The sequence below is a fragment of the Pseudomonas sp. NBRC 111138 genome, assembly GCF_001320835.1.
GTDB classification, from domain to species: domain Bacteria; phylum Pseudomonadota; class Gammaproteobacteria; order Pseudomonadales; family Pseudomonadaceae; genus Aquipseudomonas; species Aquipseudomonas paracarnis.
In genome coordinates, this window is sequence record NZ_BCBO01000140.1 from 1 (window position 1) to 14768 (window position 14768).

Sequence of the window (14768 nt, forward strand, 5' to 3'; positions counted from 1 at the left end):
CTGGCGCAGCGTTCGAGGCGTCGGTTGACTGGAAAAACTGTTAGCCGGTAATCCCGCGCAGCGCAAAAAGAACAAGCCGCCAGGCGCTGCCCAGAAGCTCAACGATGAGGAGTCAACTTATGAGCGCACATGAAGCAACCACATCAACACCGGGAGAACGCGCGCAAGCGCTACTGCAAGTGCTCAAACAGAAGGATCTGATCCCCGACGGTTACATCGACCACATGACACAGCTGATGGCACACCAATGGAGCCCGGAGAACGGGGCTCAAGTGGTCGCCAAAGCCTGGGTGGACCCGCAGTTTCGCGAACTGCTGCTCAAAGACGGCACCGCGGCGTGCGCCCAATTTGGCTATACCGGCCCGCAGGGTGAATACATTGTTGCGCTGCCAGACACGCCCAGCGTGAAAAACGTGATTGTGTGCAGCCTTTGCTCCTGCACCAACTGGCCTGTCCTGGGTTTGCCGCCGGAGTGGTACAAGGGCTTCGAGTTCCGCGCCCGACTGGTGCGCGAAGGGCGCACCGTCCTGCGGGAGCTGGGCACCGAGCTGCCGGCCGACGTCATCGTCAAGGTGTGGGACACGAGCGCCGAAACCCGCTATCTGGTGCTGCCAGTACGGCCCAAGGGCAGCGAATACATGGATGAAGAAGCCCTGCGAAAACTGATCACCAAGGATGTCCTTATCGGCGTGGCGCTGCCTTACGTGGCGTAAACGGTGCCCTTTGTTTTTTGCATTTTTCAGAGGTATTCACAATGGATGGCTTTCACGATCTCGGTGGGTTTCAAGGCTTTGGCAAAATCCCTCACACCATCAACAGCCTGAGCTACCAACCCGTGTTCAAGCAGGACTGGGAACACCTGGCCTACAGCCTGATGTTTGTCGGTGCCGATCACTTGAAAAAGTTCAGCGTGGACGAAGTTCGCCATGCCGTGGAGCGCCTCGACGTGCGCCAACATGTCGGCACCCAATACTACGAACGCTATGTCATCGCGACCGCCACCCTGTTGGTCGAAACCGGTGTGATCACCCAGGCGGAACTCGACCAGGCCCTGGGTTCGCACTTCAAGCTGGCGAACCCCGCGCGTGCCAGCGGGCGCCCGGCGATCAGCGGCCGCCCGCCCTTTGAAGTGGGCGACCGGGTGGTGGTGCGCAACGAGTATGTGGCCGGGCATACCCGCATGCCGGCCTACGTGCGCGGCAAAGAAGGCGTGGTTGTGCACCGCACCGCGCAAAAGTGGCCCTTCCCTGACGCTATCGGCCACGGCGATCTGAGCGCGGCGCATCAGCCGACCTACCACGTCGAGTTTCGCGTGAAAGATCTCTGGGGCGATGCAGCAGATGAGGGGTTCGTGGTGGTCGACCTGTTCGAAAGCTACCTGGACCACGCCGATGGCACGGTGAACGCATGATGGACGGTGCCTTGGCAGGCCGACTGCCGGTGACGGTGCTTTCCGGCTTCCTCGGCGCCGGCAAAACCACCCTCCTCAACCATATCCTGCGCAATCGCGACGGCCTGCGCGTTGCGGTCATCGTCAATGATATGAGCGAGGTCAACATCGATGCCGAGCAGGTGCGGCGCGACGTAGCGCTGCACCGGGGCCGCGATGAGTTGATCGAGATGAGCAATGGCTGCATCTGCTGCACGCTGCGCGCCGATTTGCTCGAGCAGATCAGCGCCCTGGCACGCCAGCAACGTTTCGACTACTTGTTGATCGAGTCCACGGGGATTTCCGAGCCGATGCCGGTTGCCGAGACGTTCGCCTTCCTCGACGCGCAGGGCTTCAGCCTAAGCGAACTGGCGCGGCTCGATACGTTGGTGACGGTGGTCGATGGCAGTCGCTTTGAGGCATTGCTCGAATCGCCGGACATCGTGGACCGCGACGACGCACCCACGCGCCACCTGACCGACCTGCTGATCGAGCAAGTGGAATACGCCAACGTCATTCTCGTCAACAAACTGGACCTGATCGACGAGCCCGGCTACCAGGCCGTGCATGCGATCCTCGCCGGCCTTAACCCGAGCGCGCGGATCATACCGATGACTCAGGGTAACGTGGAGTTATCCGCCGTCCTCGGTACTCACCTGTTTGATTTGCCCAGCCTTGTGGCCTCGCCCGGCTGGATGAAAAAAATGCAGGCCGACGACGCACCGGCCTCTGAATCGGACACCTATGGCGTGACCTCCTGGGTGTACCGCGAGCGTGCCCCTTTTCACCCACAGCGATTACTCGATTTTCTCCAGCAGCCCTGGCGAAACGGGCGACTGTTGCGCAGCAAAGGTTACTTCTGGCTCGCCAGCAGGCACTCGGAAACCGGCCTGCTGGTGCAAAGCGGCAGGCAATTCCAATGGGACTACGTCGGGCACTGGTGGAACTTCATCGAGCAGGCGCAATGGCCGCTGGATGAATATCGGTTGCAGAACATCATGGCCAAGTGGGACAGCATTGTCGGCGATTGCCGGCAAGAGCTGGTCTTTATCGGCCAGGGCCTGGACACCCAGGCACTGCAGCGCGCACTCGACAATTGCCTGCTGAGCGCTCAGGAAATCGCCGCTGGCCCCTCGGCCTGGCAAGCCCTGCCGGGGGCGACAACCTTTGACTCCCTGGCCTTATCGGCGCCGACGCCGTCCTTGTAGGCTGACCCCATTTGACCGAGGTAGAGGTGGCCGCGCAGCCCGCGTGGGCAAAGCACATATTCCAACAATAATAACCAGGTACGTTATGCGCGATTACGACTCAGCAGTCTCATCCTTCGATTATCTACAGCTGGCTGCCCGGGACTTGCACGGCGAACCCGGCGCCTTGAATGCCTGCATTGAATGCTGCGACCGGCATGCCCATGGCAATGGCGTGGCGTTGTATTGTGAAACGCGCGATGGCCACGCCACGCAGCACACCTTCAGCGAACTGCAGGCGCACGCGGCGCGCTTCGGCAACTTCCTGCGAGCCCATGGCGTGCAGCCGGGGGATCGGGTTGCCGGCCTGATGCCACGCACGGTTGAACTGGTGATTGCCATCTTGGGAACCTGGCGCATCGGGGCGGTCTACCAACCACTCTTTACCGCGTTCGGCCCCAAGGCCATTGAACAGCGACTGGACTGTTCCAACGCGCGCTGGATCGTGACCGACGCCCACAATCGTCCCAAGCTGGACGAGCTCTTCGACTGCCCCCACGTCATCGTGACCGACGCCACCTCACGGCGTCCCAGCGACTACGCGTTTTGGGATGTGCTGGAACATCAACAACCCGACTGCACACCTGAGCTGCTGGACGCCCGTGCGCCGTTCCTGCTGATGTGCACCTCGGGCACCACAGGGCCGGCCAAGCCGCTGGAGGTGCCTTTGAGCGCCATCCTTGCCTTCAAAAGTTATATGCGCGATTCAATCGACCTGCGCGAAGACGACCGTTTCTGGAATCTCGCCGACCCCGGCTGGGCCTATGGCTTGTATTACGCAGTGACCGGGCCACTGGCGTGCGGCCGGGCCACGCTGTTCCATGACGGCCCTTTCACCACGCAAAGCACCAGCCGGATTATCGCCAAGTACGGGATCAGCAACCTGGCCGGCTCGCCTACGGCCTTTCGCCTGCTGATTGACGCCGGGGCCGAGTTCGCCGACGCCGTACGTGGCCAACTGCGTGTCGTCAGCAGCGCCGGCGAACCGCTCAACCCACAAGTCATCCGTTGGTTCGCCGAACAGCTCGGCGTGGTCATTCACGATCATTACGGCCAAACCGAAATCGGCATGGTGCTGTGCAATCACCATGGGTTACGCCATCGGGTCCGCGAGGGTTCTGCCGGTTATGCGGTGCCGGGGTACCGGATTGTCGTGCTGGACGATGCGCAAAGGGAGTTGCCGACAGGCCAGCCGGGCGTACTGGCGGTGGATCGCGAGCGCTCGCCCCTGTGCTGGTTCAATGGCTACCTTCACATGCCCACCAAGGCGTTTGTGGGCCGTTATTACTTGAGCGGCGATATCGTGGAGCTCAATGAGGACGCCAGTATCAGCTTTGTCGGCCGTAACGACGATGTGATCACCACGTCCGGCTACCGCGTGGGGCCTTTCGATGTGGAGAGCGCGCTCGTCGAACATCCGGCAGTCGTCGAAACCGCGGTGATCGGCAAGCCCGACCCGCAACGCACCGAACTGATCAAGGCGTTTGTCGTGCTCAATCGTGAGTACCTGCCCAGTGTCGAGTTGGCAGAAGTCTTGCGCCTGCATGTCCGACAGCGCCTGGCTGCGCATGCGTACCCACGGGAAATCGAGTTCGTCGAGCAACTGCCCAAGACCCCCAGTGGTAAGTTGCAGCGGTTCATACTGCGCAACCAGGAAATTGCCAAGCAGCAGGCACTCGACACATGAGGACGGCTCTCGCGCTCAGCCGCTCGGAGTTTCAGCGCAGAGCCCTGGAGCTGTTCAAGGAGCGTAGTTTCAGCCAGGTCAGCATGCGCGAATTGGCAGCGCATGTTGGCATCAGCCCGGGAGCAATTTATCACCATGTAGAGAGCAAGGAAGCCATGTTGTATGAGTGGCTGATAGAGCTGTATCAGGCGCTCTTGTCGCACGTCGACCGGATCAACACCCGTAGATTGACGCCGGCACAACGTCTGACAACACTGATCGAAGGCCATCTTCAATTGCATGAACAGATGACCGGGCACTTCAAGTTAGCGGTCATGGACGCCAATTGCCTGGGCGCTCCGATGCAGGCGAGCGTTGAGCGATTGAGGCGAGCCTATGAGTCGCAACTCATGAAGGTGATCGGCCAGCAGGGCCATCAGCCCGGCGGGCCGTTGCGTGAGGGAGCGCTCACGGCGATTTTGCCCGTACTGAACAGCCTGCCCACATGGCTGAGCCCGACGATTGATAACTGTCAGCGTCGGCTTATTACAAAGACCATCGCCGATGCGGTCATAAAGGCCATTAATTCCCTACCTTGAGTGCCGCTGCCCAGCTCTGAAATGGCAACAGCAATGCAAAGCCAGGTATTTTGGGGATCTATATAGCCTCTAAACGGCCCTTGCAGGCCCAATAGCCTCCTACACGCCTATCGCCTTGGCCAAGGCGCTTAGTCGCTCCTTCTCATGCTGCAGTGTCAGTGTTGCATGCGCGCGTGTGATGAGTTGGTCCGCCTGCCTAAGGCACGCCGTTTTGAACAGAACAGGGTTTATTTCGGCAAGGCTGATAAGGGCTTTCAACAGGCGAGCATCCACTTCGAACACACCTGCACCGTCTCTGCTGATCGGGGCGAAGAAATCCTCAAACAGATCATCGACGTTCAGCCCTCGAACAAATACCTGCTCACACTGCTGATCTGTCTGCCGGCCAGACCCGCCGGGCTTACCCCAGCATGTCAACGTTCTCACTCCCCGGCCAATCACATCAATAGCGGTACCTGGATCGTTGACGGCAGGTGACAACGCGCGCGAAGCGATTTCAGAGAGGACGCAGAGCCCGAAACGGGGATCGTGTTCGAATGTGCGACGGTTACCGATGGTCAGCGTAGACAGGATCTTTTCCCTGGTGGCCTGTGTGCCATCGTCTTGCCTGGTGCCCAGGCTGACCACGTGCAACAGTGGCATGCCTTCGTGTACGAAGGTTCCCGGCACCACCTCCAGGTAAATATGCGTGCAGTCATGCTGCGCGATAGCGCCCAAGGCCAACACGTCGATATGCTGCACATAGCCCGTCTGCTCACTTTCGATGGTCATTGCGCCGGGGGCCAGAGCGTGATCGGCCGGGTAGGCTGCAGCGCCGAGGCAGGGCCATTGGGCGCGTTGGCTGATGGCCGCCATGGCCGCTTTTTCGACGCGGTCGATGGTTTCTCCTACCCTGCCGAGCTTGGACAAATGGTCGATCCACCGCAGCAGGGTGTAGACCACCAGTACAACCACGGCGATGGTCACCGCGAACAGCAGCACGCGACCCTGTGCGCCGTAGGCGCCGGTGCTCAGGGCAATGATGCCTACCAGGCTGAAAAGAAATGAGCCAATAAACGTAGCGAGGGCGTTTTGCGTCGTAGTGTCCTCCATCACCAAAGTGGTGGCTCGCGGGGTCACACCACTACTTGCGGCACCGTACGCGGTGACCATCGTGCTCAACGAAAAGGTCGTGACGGCCAGCATGCTGGACGCAATGATGCCCAGAATCTTGTCCACCGCATCTGCACCGATGCGCGTGGGCAGGGACTCGGGAACGAAGTCTTTGAACACAACGGCAAGCAGTGCCGTAGCGACCCCTAGAAGCGAGAACAAGGAGGCTCTGAACCACAATCGCTTGGTGAGACGATGGGTTGCCCAGCGCAAACGGTCGATCATGTGGTGCCCTCGGTGACTGCGTCGATTTGAACGGAGTGTACATGGCTGTCGATACTGGCTAAGTTGAATTAATCCTGGCCATCTCAAAAATGGAACACTGCCCATGTTCGACCTCAACGAGCTCTTTCTTTACGCCAAGGTGGTCGAGCACGGCGGCTTTGCGGCGGCGGGCCGTGCGCTGAACCTGCCCAAATCGACCTTGAGCCGCAGAGTCAGCCAGCTTGAAGCCAGGCTGGGGGCGCGGCTGATACAGCGTTCGACGCGCCAGTTCCAGGTCACCGATATCGGCCAGGCCTATTACCGCCATTGCGTGGCGATGATTGCCGAAGCCGAGTCGGCCGAAGATGTGATTGCCTTCAACAAATCAGAGCCGCGGGGCGTGATCCGCTTGAGTTGCACCACTGCGCTGCTCAACTACTGGGTGGCGCCGATGCTCGCCCAATTCATGGCGCAATGCGCCAGCGTCGAACTGAACGTGAAAAGCTTCAACCGCAAGGTCGACATCATCAGCGAAGGCTATGACATGGCCTTGAACCTGTGTTTCCCGCCGCTGGAAAGCAGTGAGCTGGTCATGAAGGTACTGGCTAAAAGTCCTCAGGTACTGGTGGCGAGCGCGACTTTTCTGCAGGACGCTCCCCTGCCCTCGCTACCGGCTGACCTTGCCGGGCTGGCGACGATCCATTGGGGCAACCCGTTGCTTGCGTACCTGTGGGACCTGACCGCGCCGGACGGCGCGACGGCCCAGGTCGCGCACACGCCACGCCTGGTCAGTGATGATATGTCGACCCTGAAAAACGCAGCACTGGCGGGCGTGGGCATCGCCAACCTGCCTCAGGTGGTCGTGAAAGACGAACTGGCCGATGGCCGTTTGATTGCCGTATTGCCTGAATGGCAACCCGCTGAAGGCGTGATCACCGCCGTGTTCCCCTCCAGGCGTGGGCTGATGCCGTCGGTGCGGTCCTTGATCGACTTTCTGGGCGACGCGTTTGAGGCGCCGTGATGCTCCCACGGATTGCTGGGAAAGTTCCTTGCACCCTCAGCAACAGTCTTTTGTCATCAATCACATTGATAGCTCCCTAACAAAACCCCCATGCTAGAGGGCTGACTCCGCGCTTATATCATTCCGAATGATAGTTACCTTTGCTTCATTCGATTCGTGACCTAGCACCTCCCCGCGCATGATCCGCCCATCTCAAATACATTGGCGGATGCACCTCATGGAACAGTCACTCAAACATTTGCGCTTCCCTCTGGCGATATTGGCCGTGGTGGTGATGAGCGCGTGCGGCAAGTCCCCGGAACAAGCGGCCGCCATGCCTCCTGCCAAGGTCAGCGTGGCCAAGGTGCTGGAACAACCGGTCAACGAGTGGGACGAGTTCACCGGGCGCCTTGAAGCGCCGGAAACCGTGCAGATTCGTCCTCGGGTGTCCGGCCAGATTGACCAAGTCGCTTTTACTGAAGGCGCTTTGGTCAAGAAAGGCGACCTGTTGTTCCAGATCGACCCGCGCCCGTTCCAGGCCGAAGTACGCCGCCTGGAGGCCCAACTGGCTCAGACCAAAGCCGCCGCCACCCGCAGCGAAAACGAAGCGCAACGCGGCGAACGCCTGCGCCAGAGCAATGCGATCTCCGCCGAGCTGGCCGACTCACGCACCACCGCCGCCCAGGAAGCCCGCGCCGCCATGGCCGGGATCCAGGCGCAGTTGGACCTGGCCAAGCTGAACCTGAGCTTCACCCGCGTGACCTCGCCCATCAGTGGCCGCGTCAGCCGTGCCGAAATCACCGCCGGCAACCTGGTAACCGCCGATACCACTGCGCTCACCAGTGTGGTCTCCACCGACAAGGTCTATGCCTACTTCGATGCCGATGAGCGCGTGTTCCTCAAGTACACCGAACTGGCCCGTGAAGGCCGGCGCGGCGCAACCACCCCTGTGTACCTGGGCCTGTCCAACGAAACCGGTAACCCGCACCTGGGCCAGATGAACTTCGTCGACAACCAGGTCAACCCGGCTACCGGCACCATCCGTGGCCGTGCGGTGTTCGACAACAGCAAGGGCGAATACACCCCTGGCCTGTATGCGCGCTTGAAACTGGTCGGCAGCGGCACCTATTCGGCGGTGTTGATCAACGACGAAGCCGTCGGCACTGACCTGGGCAAGAAATTCGTGCTGGTGATGGACGGCGACAAGCCGGCTTATCGCGCGGTGGAACTGGGGCCGAAAATCGAAGGCTTGCGCATCGTGCGCAGCGGCTTGACCAAGGACGACACCGTGATCGTCAAGGGCCTGCAGCGTGTACGCCCAGGCTCGCCGGTCGCACCGGAAACCATCCCGATGGCCAGCAAGGAAACCCTCGCCGCCTTGGCCCAACAACGACAAGCGCTTGAAGCCAGCAACCTGGAGCAAGTGGCGCCGGAAAAACCCGCGCCCAAGCTCGCAAGCGTCGCGACTCCACGCGGTTAAGGGATACAACTCAAGATGAATTTTTCCAAGTTCTTCATTTCACGGCCGATCTTCGCAGCGGTACTGTCGCTGTTGATCCTGATCGCCGGCGCAATCTCGCTGTTCCAACTGCCGATCAGCGAATACCCGGAGGTGGTGCCGCCGACCGTGGTAGTGCGCGCCAACTTCCCGGGTGCCAACCCCAAAGTCATCGGTGAAACCGTGGCCGCGCCGTTGGAGCAAGCCATCACTGGTGTCGAGAACATGCTGTACATGTCCTCGCAGTCCACCGCCGACGGCAAGCTGACCCTAACCATCACCTTCGCCCTGGGCACCGACCTGGACAACGCGCAGGTGCAGGTACAAAACCGTGTGACGCGCACCCAGCCCAAGCTGCCGGAGGAAGTGACGCGCATCGGTATTACCGTGGACAAGGCCTCCCCCGACCTGACCATGGTGGTGCACTTGACCTCCCCGGATCAGCGTTATGACATGTTGTACCTGTCCAACTACGCGATCCTCAATATCAAGGACGAACTGGCCCGCCTGGGCGGCGTCGGTGACGTGCAGTTGTTCGGCATGGGCGACTACTCCCTGCGCGTGTGGCTGGACCCGAACAAAACCGCTTCGCGCAACCTGACGGCGACTGATGTGGTCACGGCGATCCGCGAGCAGAACCGCCAGGTGGCAGCCGGTGCCCTGGGCGCCCAGCCTGCGCCGAGTGACACAAGCTTCCAGTTGTCGGTCAATACCCAGGGCCGCCTGGTCACTGAGGAAGAGTTCGAGAACATCGTGATTCGCGCCGGCGCCAACGGTGAAATCACCCGCCTCAAGGACATCGCCAGGGTCGAACTGGGCTCCAGCCAATACGCGCTGCGCTCGTTGATCGATAACCAGCCCGCCGTTGCGATTCCGATTTTCCAGCGTCCAGGCTCCAATGCCATCGACATCTCCAACGATGTACGCAGCAAAATGGCCGAGCTGAAAAAGAGCTTTCCGGCGGGCATGGATTACCGCATCGCCTATGACCCGACTATCTTTGTGCGCGGTTCCATCGAAGCGGTGGTGCATACCCTGTTTGAAGCACTGATCCTCGTGGTGCTGGTGGTGATTCTGTTCCTGCAGACCTGGCGCGCCTCGATCATTCCATTGGTGGCGGTACCGGTATCCTTGATCGGTACCTTTGCGGTGATGCACCTGTTCGGGTTCTCGCTCAACGCCCTGTCATTGTTCGGCCTGGTACTGGCCATCGGCATCGTGGTGGACGACGCCATCGTGGTGGTGGAGAACGTCGAGCGTAATATCGAACTGGGTCTGGAGCCGTTCCCGGCGACCGAAAAAGCCATGAGTGAAGTGACCGGCCCCATCATCGCCACGGCGCTGGTGCTGTGTGCGGTGTTCATTCCGGCCGCCTTTATCAGTGGCTTGACCGGGCAGTTCTATAAGCAGTTCGCCTTGACCATCGCGATCTCAACCGTGATCTCGGCGTTCAACTCCCTGACCCTGTCCCCTGCCCTGGCCGCTGTGCTGCTGCGCGGCCACGACGCGCCGAAGGACCGTTTCTCCAAGTTCCTCGACAAGGTCTTCGGAGGCTGGCTGTTCCGTCCCTTCAACCGCTTTTTCGAAAAGGCCAGCCATGGCTATGTAGGCACCGTGCGCCGTGTGATTCGCGGCAGCGGCATTGCCTTGTTCGTCTACGCGGGTTTGATGGTGCTGACGTTCTTCGGCTTTGCCCACACACCGACGGGTTTCGTACCGGCGCAGGACAAGCAATACCTGGTGGCCTTCGCCCAACTGCCCGACGCGGCGAGCCTGGACCGCACCGAAAACGTGATGAAGCGCATGTCGGAGATCGCCCTTAAACAACCCGGCGTGGAAGCCGCAATTGCCTTCCCGGGCCTGTCGATCAACGGGTTCACCAACAGTCCGAACAGCGGCATCGTGTTCGTGACCTTGAAGCCCTTTGATGAGCGCAAAGACCCAAGCATGTCTGCCGGTGCGATTGCCGGTGCACTGAATGGCCAATACGCCAATATCGAAGAAGCCTACATGGCGATCTTCCCGCCGCCGCCGGTACAAGGCCTGGGCACCATCGGCGGGTTCCGCCTGCAGATCGAAGACCGTGGCAACCTCGGCTACGACGAGCTGTATAAAGAAGTGCAGAACGTGATCGCCAAGAGCCACGGCGTGCCTGAACTGTTCGGCCTGTTCACCAGCTACACAGTGAACGTGCCGCAAGTCGACGCCGCCATTGACCGCGAAAAGGCCAAGACCCACGGCGTGGCGATCAGCGACATCTTCGACACGCTGCAGGTCTACCTGGGTTCGTTGTATGCCAACGACTTCAACCGCTTCGGGCGTACCTACCAGGTCAACGTGCAGGCCGAGCAACAGTTCCGCCAGGACTCTGACCAGATCGGCCAACTGAAAGTGCGTAACAACAAAGGCGAGATGATCCCGCTGGCGACCTTTATCAAGGTCAGCGACACCTCGGGCCCGGACCGCGTCATGCACTACAACGGCTTCATCACCGCAGAAATCAACGGCAACGCCGCGCCGGGCTACAGCTCCGGCCAGGCCCAGGCCGCGATTGAAAAACTGCTCAAAGATGAACTGCCCAACGGCATGACCTACGAGTGGACCGACCTGACCTATCAGCAAATCCTCTCGGGCAATACTGCGCTGTTCGTGTTCCCGCTCTGCGTACTGCTGGCGTTCCTGGTGCTCGCCGCCCAATACGAAAGCTGGAGCCTGCCGCTGGCGGTGATCCTGATCGTACCGATGACGCTGCTGTCGGCCATTACCGGGGTGATCATCTCGGGCGGCGACAACAACATCTTCACCCAGATCGGCCTGATCGTACTGGTGGGCCTGGCGTGCAAGAACGCGATTCTGATCGTCGAGTTCGCCAAGGATAAACAGCAGGAAGGCCTCGATCCGCTCGCCGCGGTACTGGAAGCCTGCCGCCTGCGTCTGCGGCCGATCCTGATGACCTCGTTCGCGTTCATCATGGGTGTGGTGCCGTTGGTGCTCTCCAGCGGTGCCGGCGCCGAGATGCGCCATGCCATGGGCGTGGCGGTGTTCTCCGGGATGATCGGTGTGACTTTCTTCGGTCTGTTGCTGACACCAGTGTTCTACGTACTGATCCGTCGCTATGTCGAGCGCAGTGAAGCGCGCAAAGCGGCCAAGGCCTTGAAGCTGGAGACACAGCAATGAGTGTGAAAGTATTCCTGCCGAGCCTGTTGGTGCTGGCGCTCGCCGCCTGTGCCGTAGGCCCGGACTACAAGACCCAGCCACTGGAGGCGGCCAATATCACGGCCGCCGCCGACACCAAGAGCTACGACCACGCCAAATACGAAGGCATCTGGTGGCAGCAGTTCGACGACCCGACCCTCAACCAGCTGGTGACCCAGTCCCTGAGCGGCAACCGCGACCTGCGCGTGGCCTTCGCCCGTCTGCGGGCGGCACGGGCCATCCGTGATGATGCGGCCAACGACATCATGCCGGTGGTCACCTCCCGCGCCAGCAGCGATGTGGGCAAGGGCCAGATTCCCGGCCAGACCACCAAACGCGTCAACAGCGAGCGCTACGACCTGGGCCTGGACATGGCCTGGGAAGTGGATTTGTTCGGACGTATCCGCCGCAACCTGGAAGCCAGTGACGCCGACCAACAGGTGGCCGAAGCCGACCTGTACCAGCTGCAAGTCACCATGATTGCCGAGCTGGTGGATGCCTACGGCCAACTGCGCGGTGCGCAACTGCGCGAACGTATTGCCCTGGACAACCTGAAGAACCAGCAGGAGTCGCGTGCCATCACCGTCAGCCTGCGTGATGCTGGCGTCGGTGATCAGCTCGACGTGGAACGTGCCGATGCGCGCCTGGCGGCGGTGGAAGCCAGCGTGCCGCAACTGCAGGCTGAACAAGTGCGCGAGCGCAACCGCATCGCCACCCTCCTCGGCCAGCGCCCCGACAAGCTGAGCGTGGACCTGAGCCCGAAAGACTTGCCAGCGATTGCCAAGGCGTTGCCGATTGGCGACCCAGGGCAACTGCTGCAACGGCGCCCGGACATCCTCAGCGCCGAACGCAAACTGGCCGCCGCCACCGCACGTATCGGCGTGGCCAAGGCCGACCTGTTCCCACGGGTGAGCCTCAGCGGTTTCCTCGGATTCACCGCCGGGCGCGGTTCGCAGATCGGCTCGGCCGCCGCGAATGCCTGGTCTCTAGGGCCGAGCATCACTTGGGCCGCGTTTGACCTGGGCAGCGTACGCGCGCGTTTGCGTGGCGCGAATGCCGAAGCCGATGGCGCACTGGCGACCTATGAACAGCAAGTGTTGCTGGCATTGGAAGAGTCTGAAAACGCCTTCAGCGACTACGGCAAGCGCCAGCAACGTTTGGTCTCGCTGATCCGCCAAAGCGAATCCAGCCGCGCCGCCGCCGACCTTGCGGCGATCCGCTACCGCGAAGGCACCGTGGACTTCCTGGTCCTGCTCGACGCCCAGCGCGAACGCCTGGCCGCCGAAGACGCCCAGGCCCAGGCCGAAGTCGACCTGTATCGCGGCATCGTCGCAATCTACAAGGCCCTTGGGGGTGGTTGGCAGCCGGATACAGTGGTGGCTAGCAGCAAGTGATGTAAAGAGCTCCTTTGGTTGGTCGCATCCAGCCAATTTTTAGCCCTGCGATCCATTCGGTCGCGGGGCTTTTTTTTAGCCTGGCATTAGCGGATCAATCAATTTGGCCTACGTGTAATACTTATCTGAAAGAAGCTTCCCAAATATTCAAACAGGTTAAATATCTGTCGCAAGGGGTCGATAGCAGGGTGAACCTTTCATCCTATAAGGAGACGAGCATGGATATGAGAGTGGTAATGCCCAATGCGCTTTCTAAGCAGGCAGATGCTTTTGTCATCAAAAACCCAGAGAAAACGACGAACACGTTTACTTTTACTGAAGAGTCCAAAGCCGTTGATGAACTGCGAGTGTGGCAGCAAACGCATCTTGCTGACCTGAAGCAGTTTTTAAAGAGCTATGACATGACATCTATTAGCACTGACGAGCTAAAAGTGGTCGGAAGGCGGTTGTACGAGAGCTATATCATTGATGCAAACGCTTTCGGCGTATTCACATTTGGAGATGGTGCATTTGATGCCAACGGAAAACAAACAAACACACAGGTAAAATTCAACGCAATCGCCCTATTCAACGAAAAGCTGGATGATTACCTTGACTTTGTTAAAAGCAACCCAAGCGTGGGGCGATCGCAAGGCATTCCTGAATACATAAAAGGGATGGTGGATGCTAATCGCGCTATTAATGCGTTGGCGTACTTCTCGAACTCTTCGAAAAATGATCTGTCAGTCGAAGAGCATGCTTGATCCCGACGCAGAAACCCAAATCGAAGTGTGCCAGAACCTCTGGCACACCTTATTTATCTATGGGTCAGCGGCCGTATCTAACGGTACCCGAATAGGACTTTGATTCCCCATCCGGGTTGTGAAGCCTCACTCGATAGGTACCTAAGGTTCCTACCCAGGAAGTATTGGCTGAAAGCGCGTTACCGGCGACGGCTTTCCAGGAACTGCCGACCTCTTGATCAATATAAATCTGAGGACTTCTCCCTGCACCGCCAGCGGAAACCATGGCATTTATATTTGCGCCGGAGCAACCGTTCGCACCACTTATCGTGAAGGGACCATGGGCGACACTATCACCTCCAGGCCCGATTATCCCGGTGAAGCTCTCTGAAATATTCAAGCAAAGCGCAGACACCTGAACAGACACCACCATCAACGCACTAAAGGGTAACGCAATTAAACGCTTCATAAGTTCACCATCACATTATGGATTGAAAACTTAACGCATGAAGGTCATCACGCCACGTGCTCATTCAGCTATAGCAACGCCCTCACAGTTAAGTACTGTGACCCCTCTACCCAAAAGCGTCTGTAGCGGCCGCGTAGGATCACCATTAAAACTGTGCACGATTTTTTGTTCCGGATATGCCAGCCACTTCCTA

Annotated in this window: 12 protein-coding genes; 10 read left to right on the forward strand and 2 right to left on the reverse strand. The window is 59.7% G+C overall.

Annotated elements, in window-relative coordinates:
• Positions 1-119 precede the first annotated feature (119 nt).
• From nthA to APH41_RS23980, 5 genes are all read left to right on the forward strand, one after another.
• Entirely contained in the window at positions 120-713 is a 594-nt protein-coding gene (gene nthA / locus APH41_RS23960; protein WP_054921897.1) for a nitrile hydratase subunit alpha, read from the forward strand.
• A 41-nt stretch (positions 714-754) separates the two neighbouring features.
• Positions 755-1411, forward strand: a complete 657-nt coding sequence (gene nthB / locus APH41_RS23965; protein ID WP_054921899.1) for a nitrile hydratase subunit beta — start codon at positions 755-757, stop codon at positions 1409-1411.
• Positions 1408-2637, forward strand: a complete 1230-nt coding sequence (locus APH41_RS23970; protein WP_054921902.1) for a GTP-binding protein — start codon at positions 1408-1410, stop codon at positions 2635-2637. The genes nthB and APH41_RS23970 overlap by 4 nt, the downstream gene beginning before the upstream one ends.
• A gap of 85 nt (positions 2638-2722) precedes the next feature.
• Positions 2723-4363, forward strand: a complete 1641-nt coding sequence (locus APH41_RS23975; RefSeq protein ID WP_054895916.1) for an AMP-binding protein — start codon at positions 2723-2725, stop codon at positions 4361-4363.
• Positions 4360-4941 (forward strand): TetR/AcrR family transcriptional regulator, encoded by a 582-nt coding sequence (locus tag APH41_RS23980; protein ID WP_034127369.1) that lies wholly within the window; start codon positions 4360-4362, stop codon positions 4939-4941. Before APH41_RS23975 ends, APH41_RS23980 begins: the two co-directional genes overlap by 4 nt.
• A gap of 99 nt (positions 4942-5040) precedes the next feature.
• Here the strand turns inward: APH41_RS23980 and APH41_RS23985 are convergent, their stop codons facing one another.
• Positions 5041-6318, reverse strand: coding sequence for a DUF2254 domain-containing protein (locus APH41_RS23985; protein WP_054921905.1), 1278 nt, complete (start codon positions 6316-6318; stop codon positions 5041-5043).
• Between the two features lie 103 nt (positions 6319-6421).
• Between APH41_RS23985 and APH41_RS23990 the strand changes: the two genes are divergently transcribed.
• The 5 genes from APH41_RS23990 to APH41_RS24010 all read left to right on the forward strand — a co-directional run bounded on the left by APH41_RS23990 (position 6422) and on the right by APH41_RS24010 (position 14127).
• On the forward strand, positions 6422-7318 hold the full coding sequence (locus APH41_RS23990) for a LysR substrate-binding domain-containing protein (protein ID WP_054921908.1): 897 nt from the start codon (positions 6422-6424) through the stop codon (positions 7316-7318).
• Positions 7319-7535: 217 nt separating this feature from the next.
• Complete coding sequence (gene mexE / locus APH41_RS23995) at positions 7536-8777, forward strand: multidrug efflux RND transporter periplasmic adaptor subunit MexE (RefSeq protein ID WP_034135660.1); 1242 nt, start codon at positions 7536-7538, stop codon at positions 8775-8777.
• A 15-nt stretch (positions 8778-8792) separates the two neighbouring features.
• On the forward strand, positions 8793-11972 hold the full coding sequence (locus APH41_RS24000; RefSeq protein ID WP_034127367.1) for an efflux RND transporter permease subunit: 3180 nt from the start codon (positions 8793-8795) through the stop codon (positions 11970-11972).
• A complete protein-coding gene (locus tag APH41_RS24005) occupies positions 11969-13384 on the forward strand; it encodes an efflux transporter outer membrane subunit (RefSeq protein ID WP_054921910.1) in 1416 nt (471 codons plus the stop codon). Before APH41_RS24000 ends, APH41_RS24005 begins: the two co-directional genes overlap by 4 nt.
• A gap of 218 nt (positions 13385-13602) precedes the next feature.
• Positions 13603-14127, forward strand: coding sequence for a hypothetical protein (locus tag APH41_RS24010; protein ID WP_054921912.1), 525 nt, complete (start codon positions 13603-13605; stop codon positions 14125-14127).
• Positions 14128-14191: 64 nt separating this feature from the next.
• On the opposite strand, the gene APH41_RS28925 is transcribed toward APH41_RS24010, so the two are convergent.
• Positions 14192-14575, reverse strand: coding sequence for a hypothetical protein (locus APH41_RS28925; RefSeq protein ID WP_140915276.1), 384 nt, complete (start codon positions 14573-14575; stop codon positions 14192-14194).
• Positions 14576-14768: the final 193 nt, after the last annotated feature.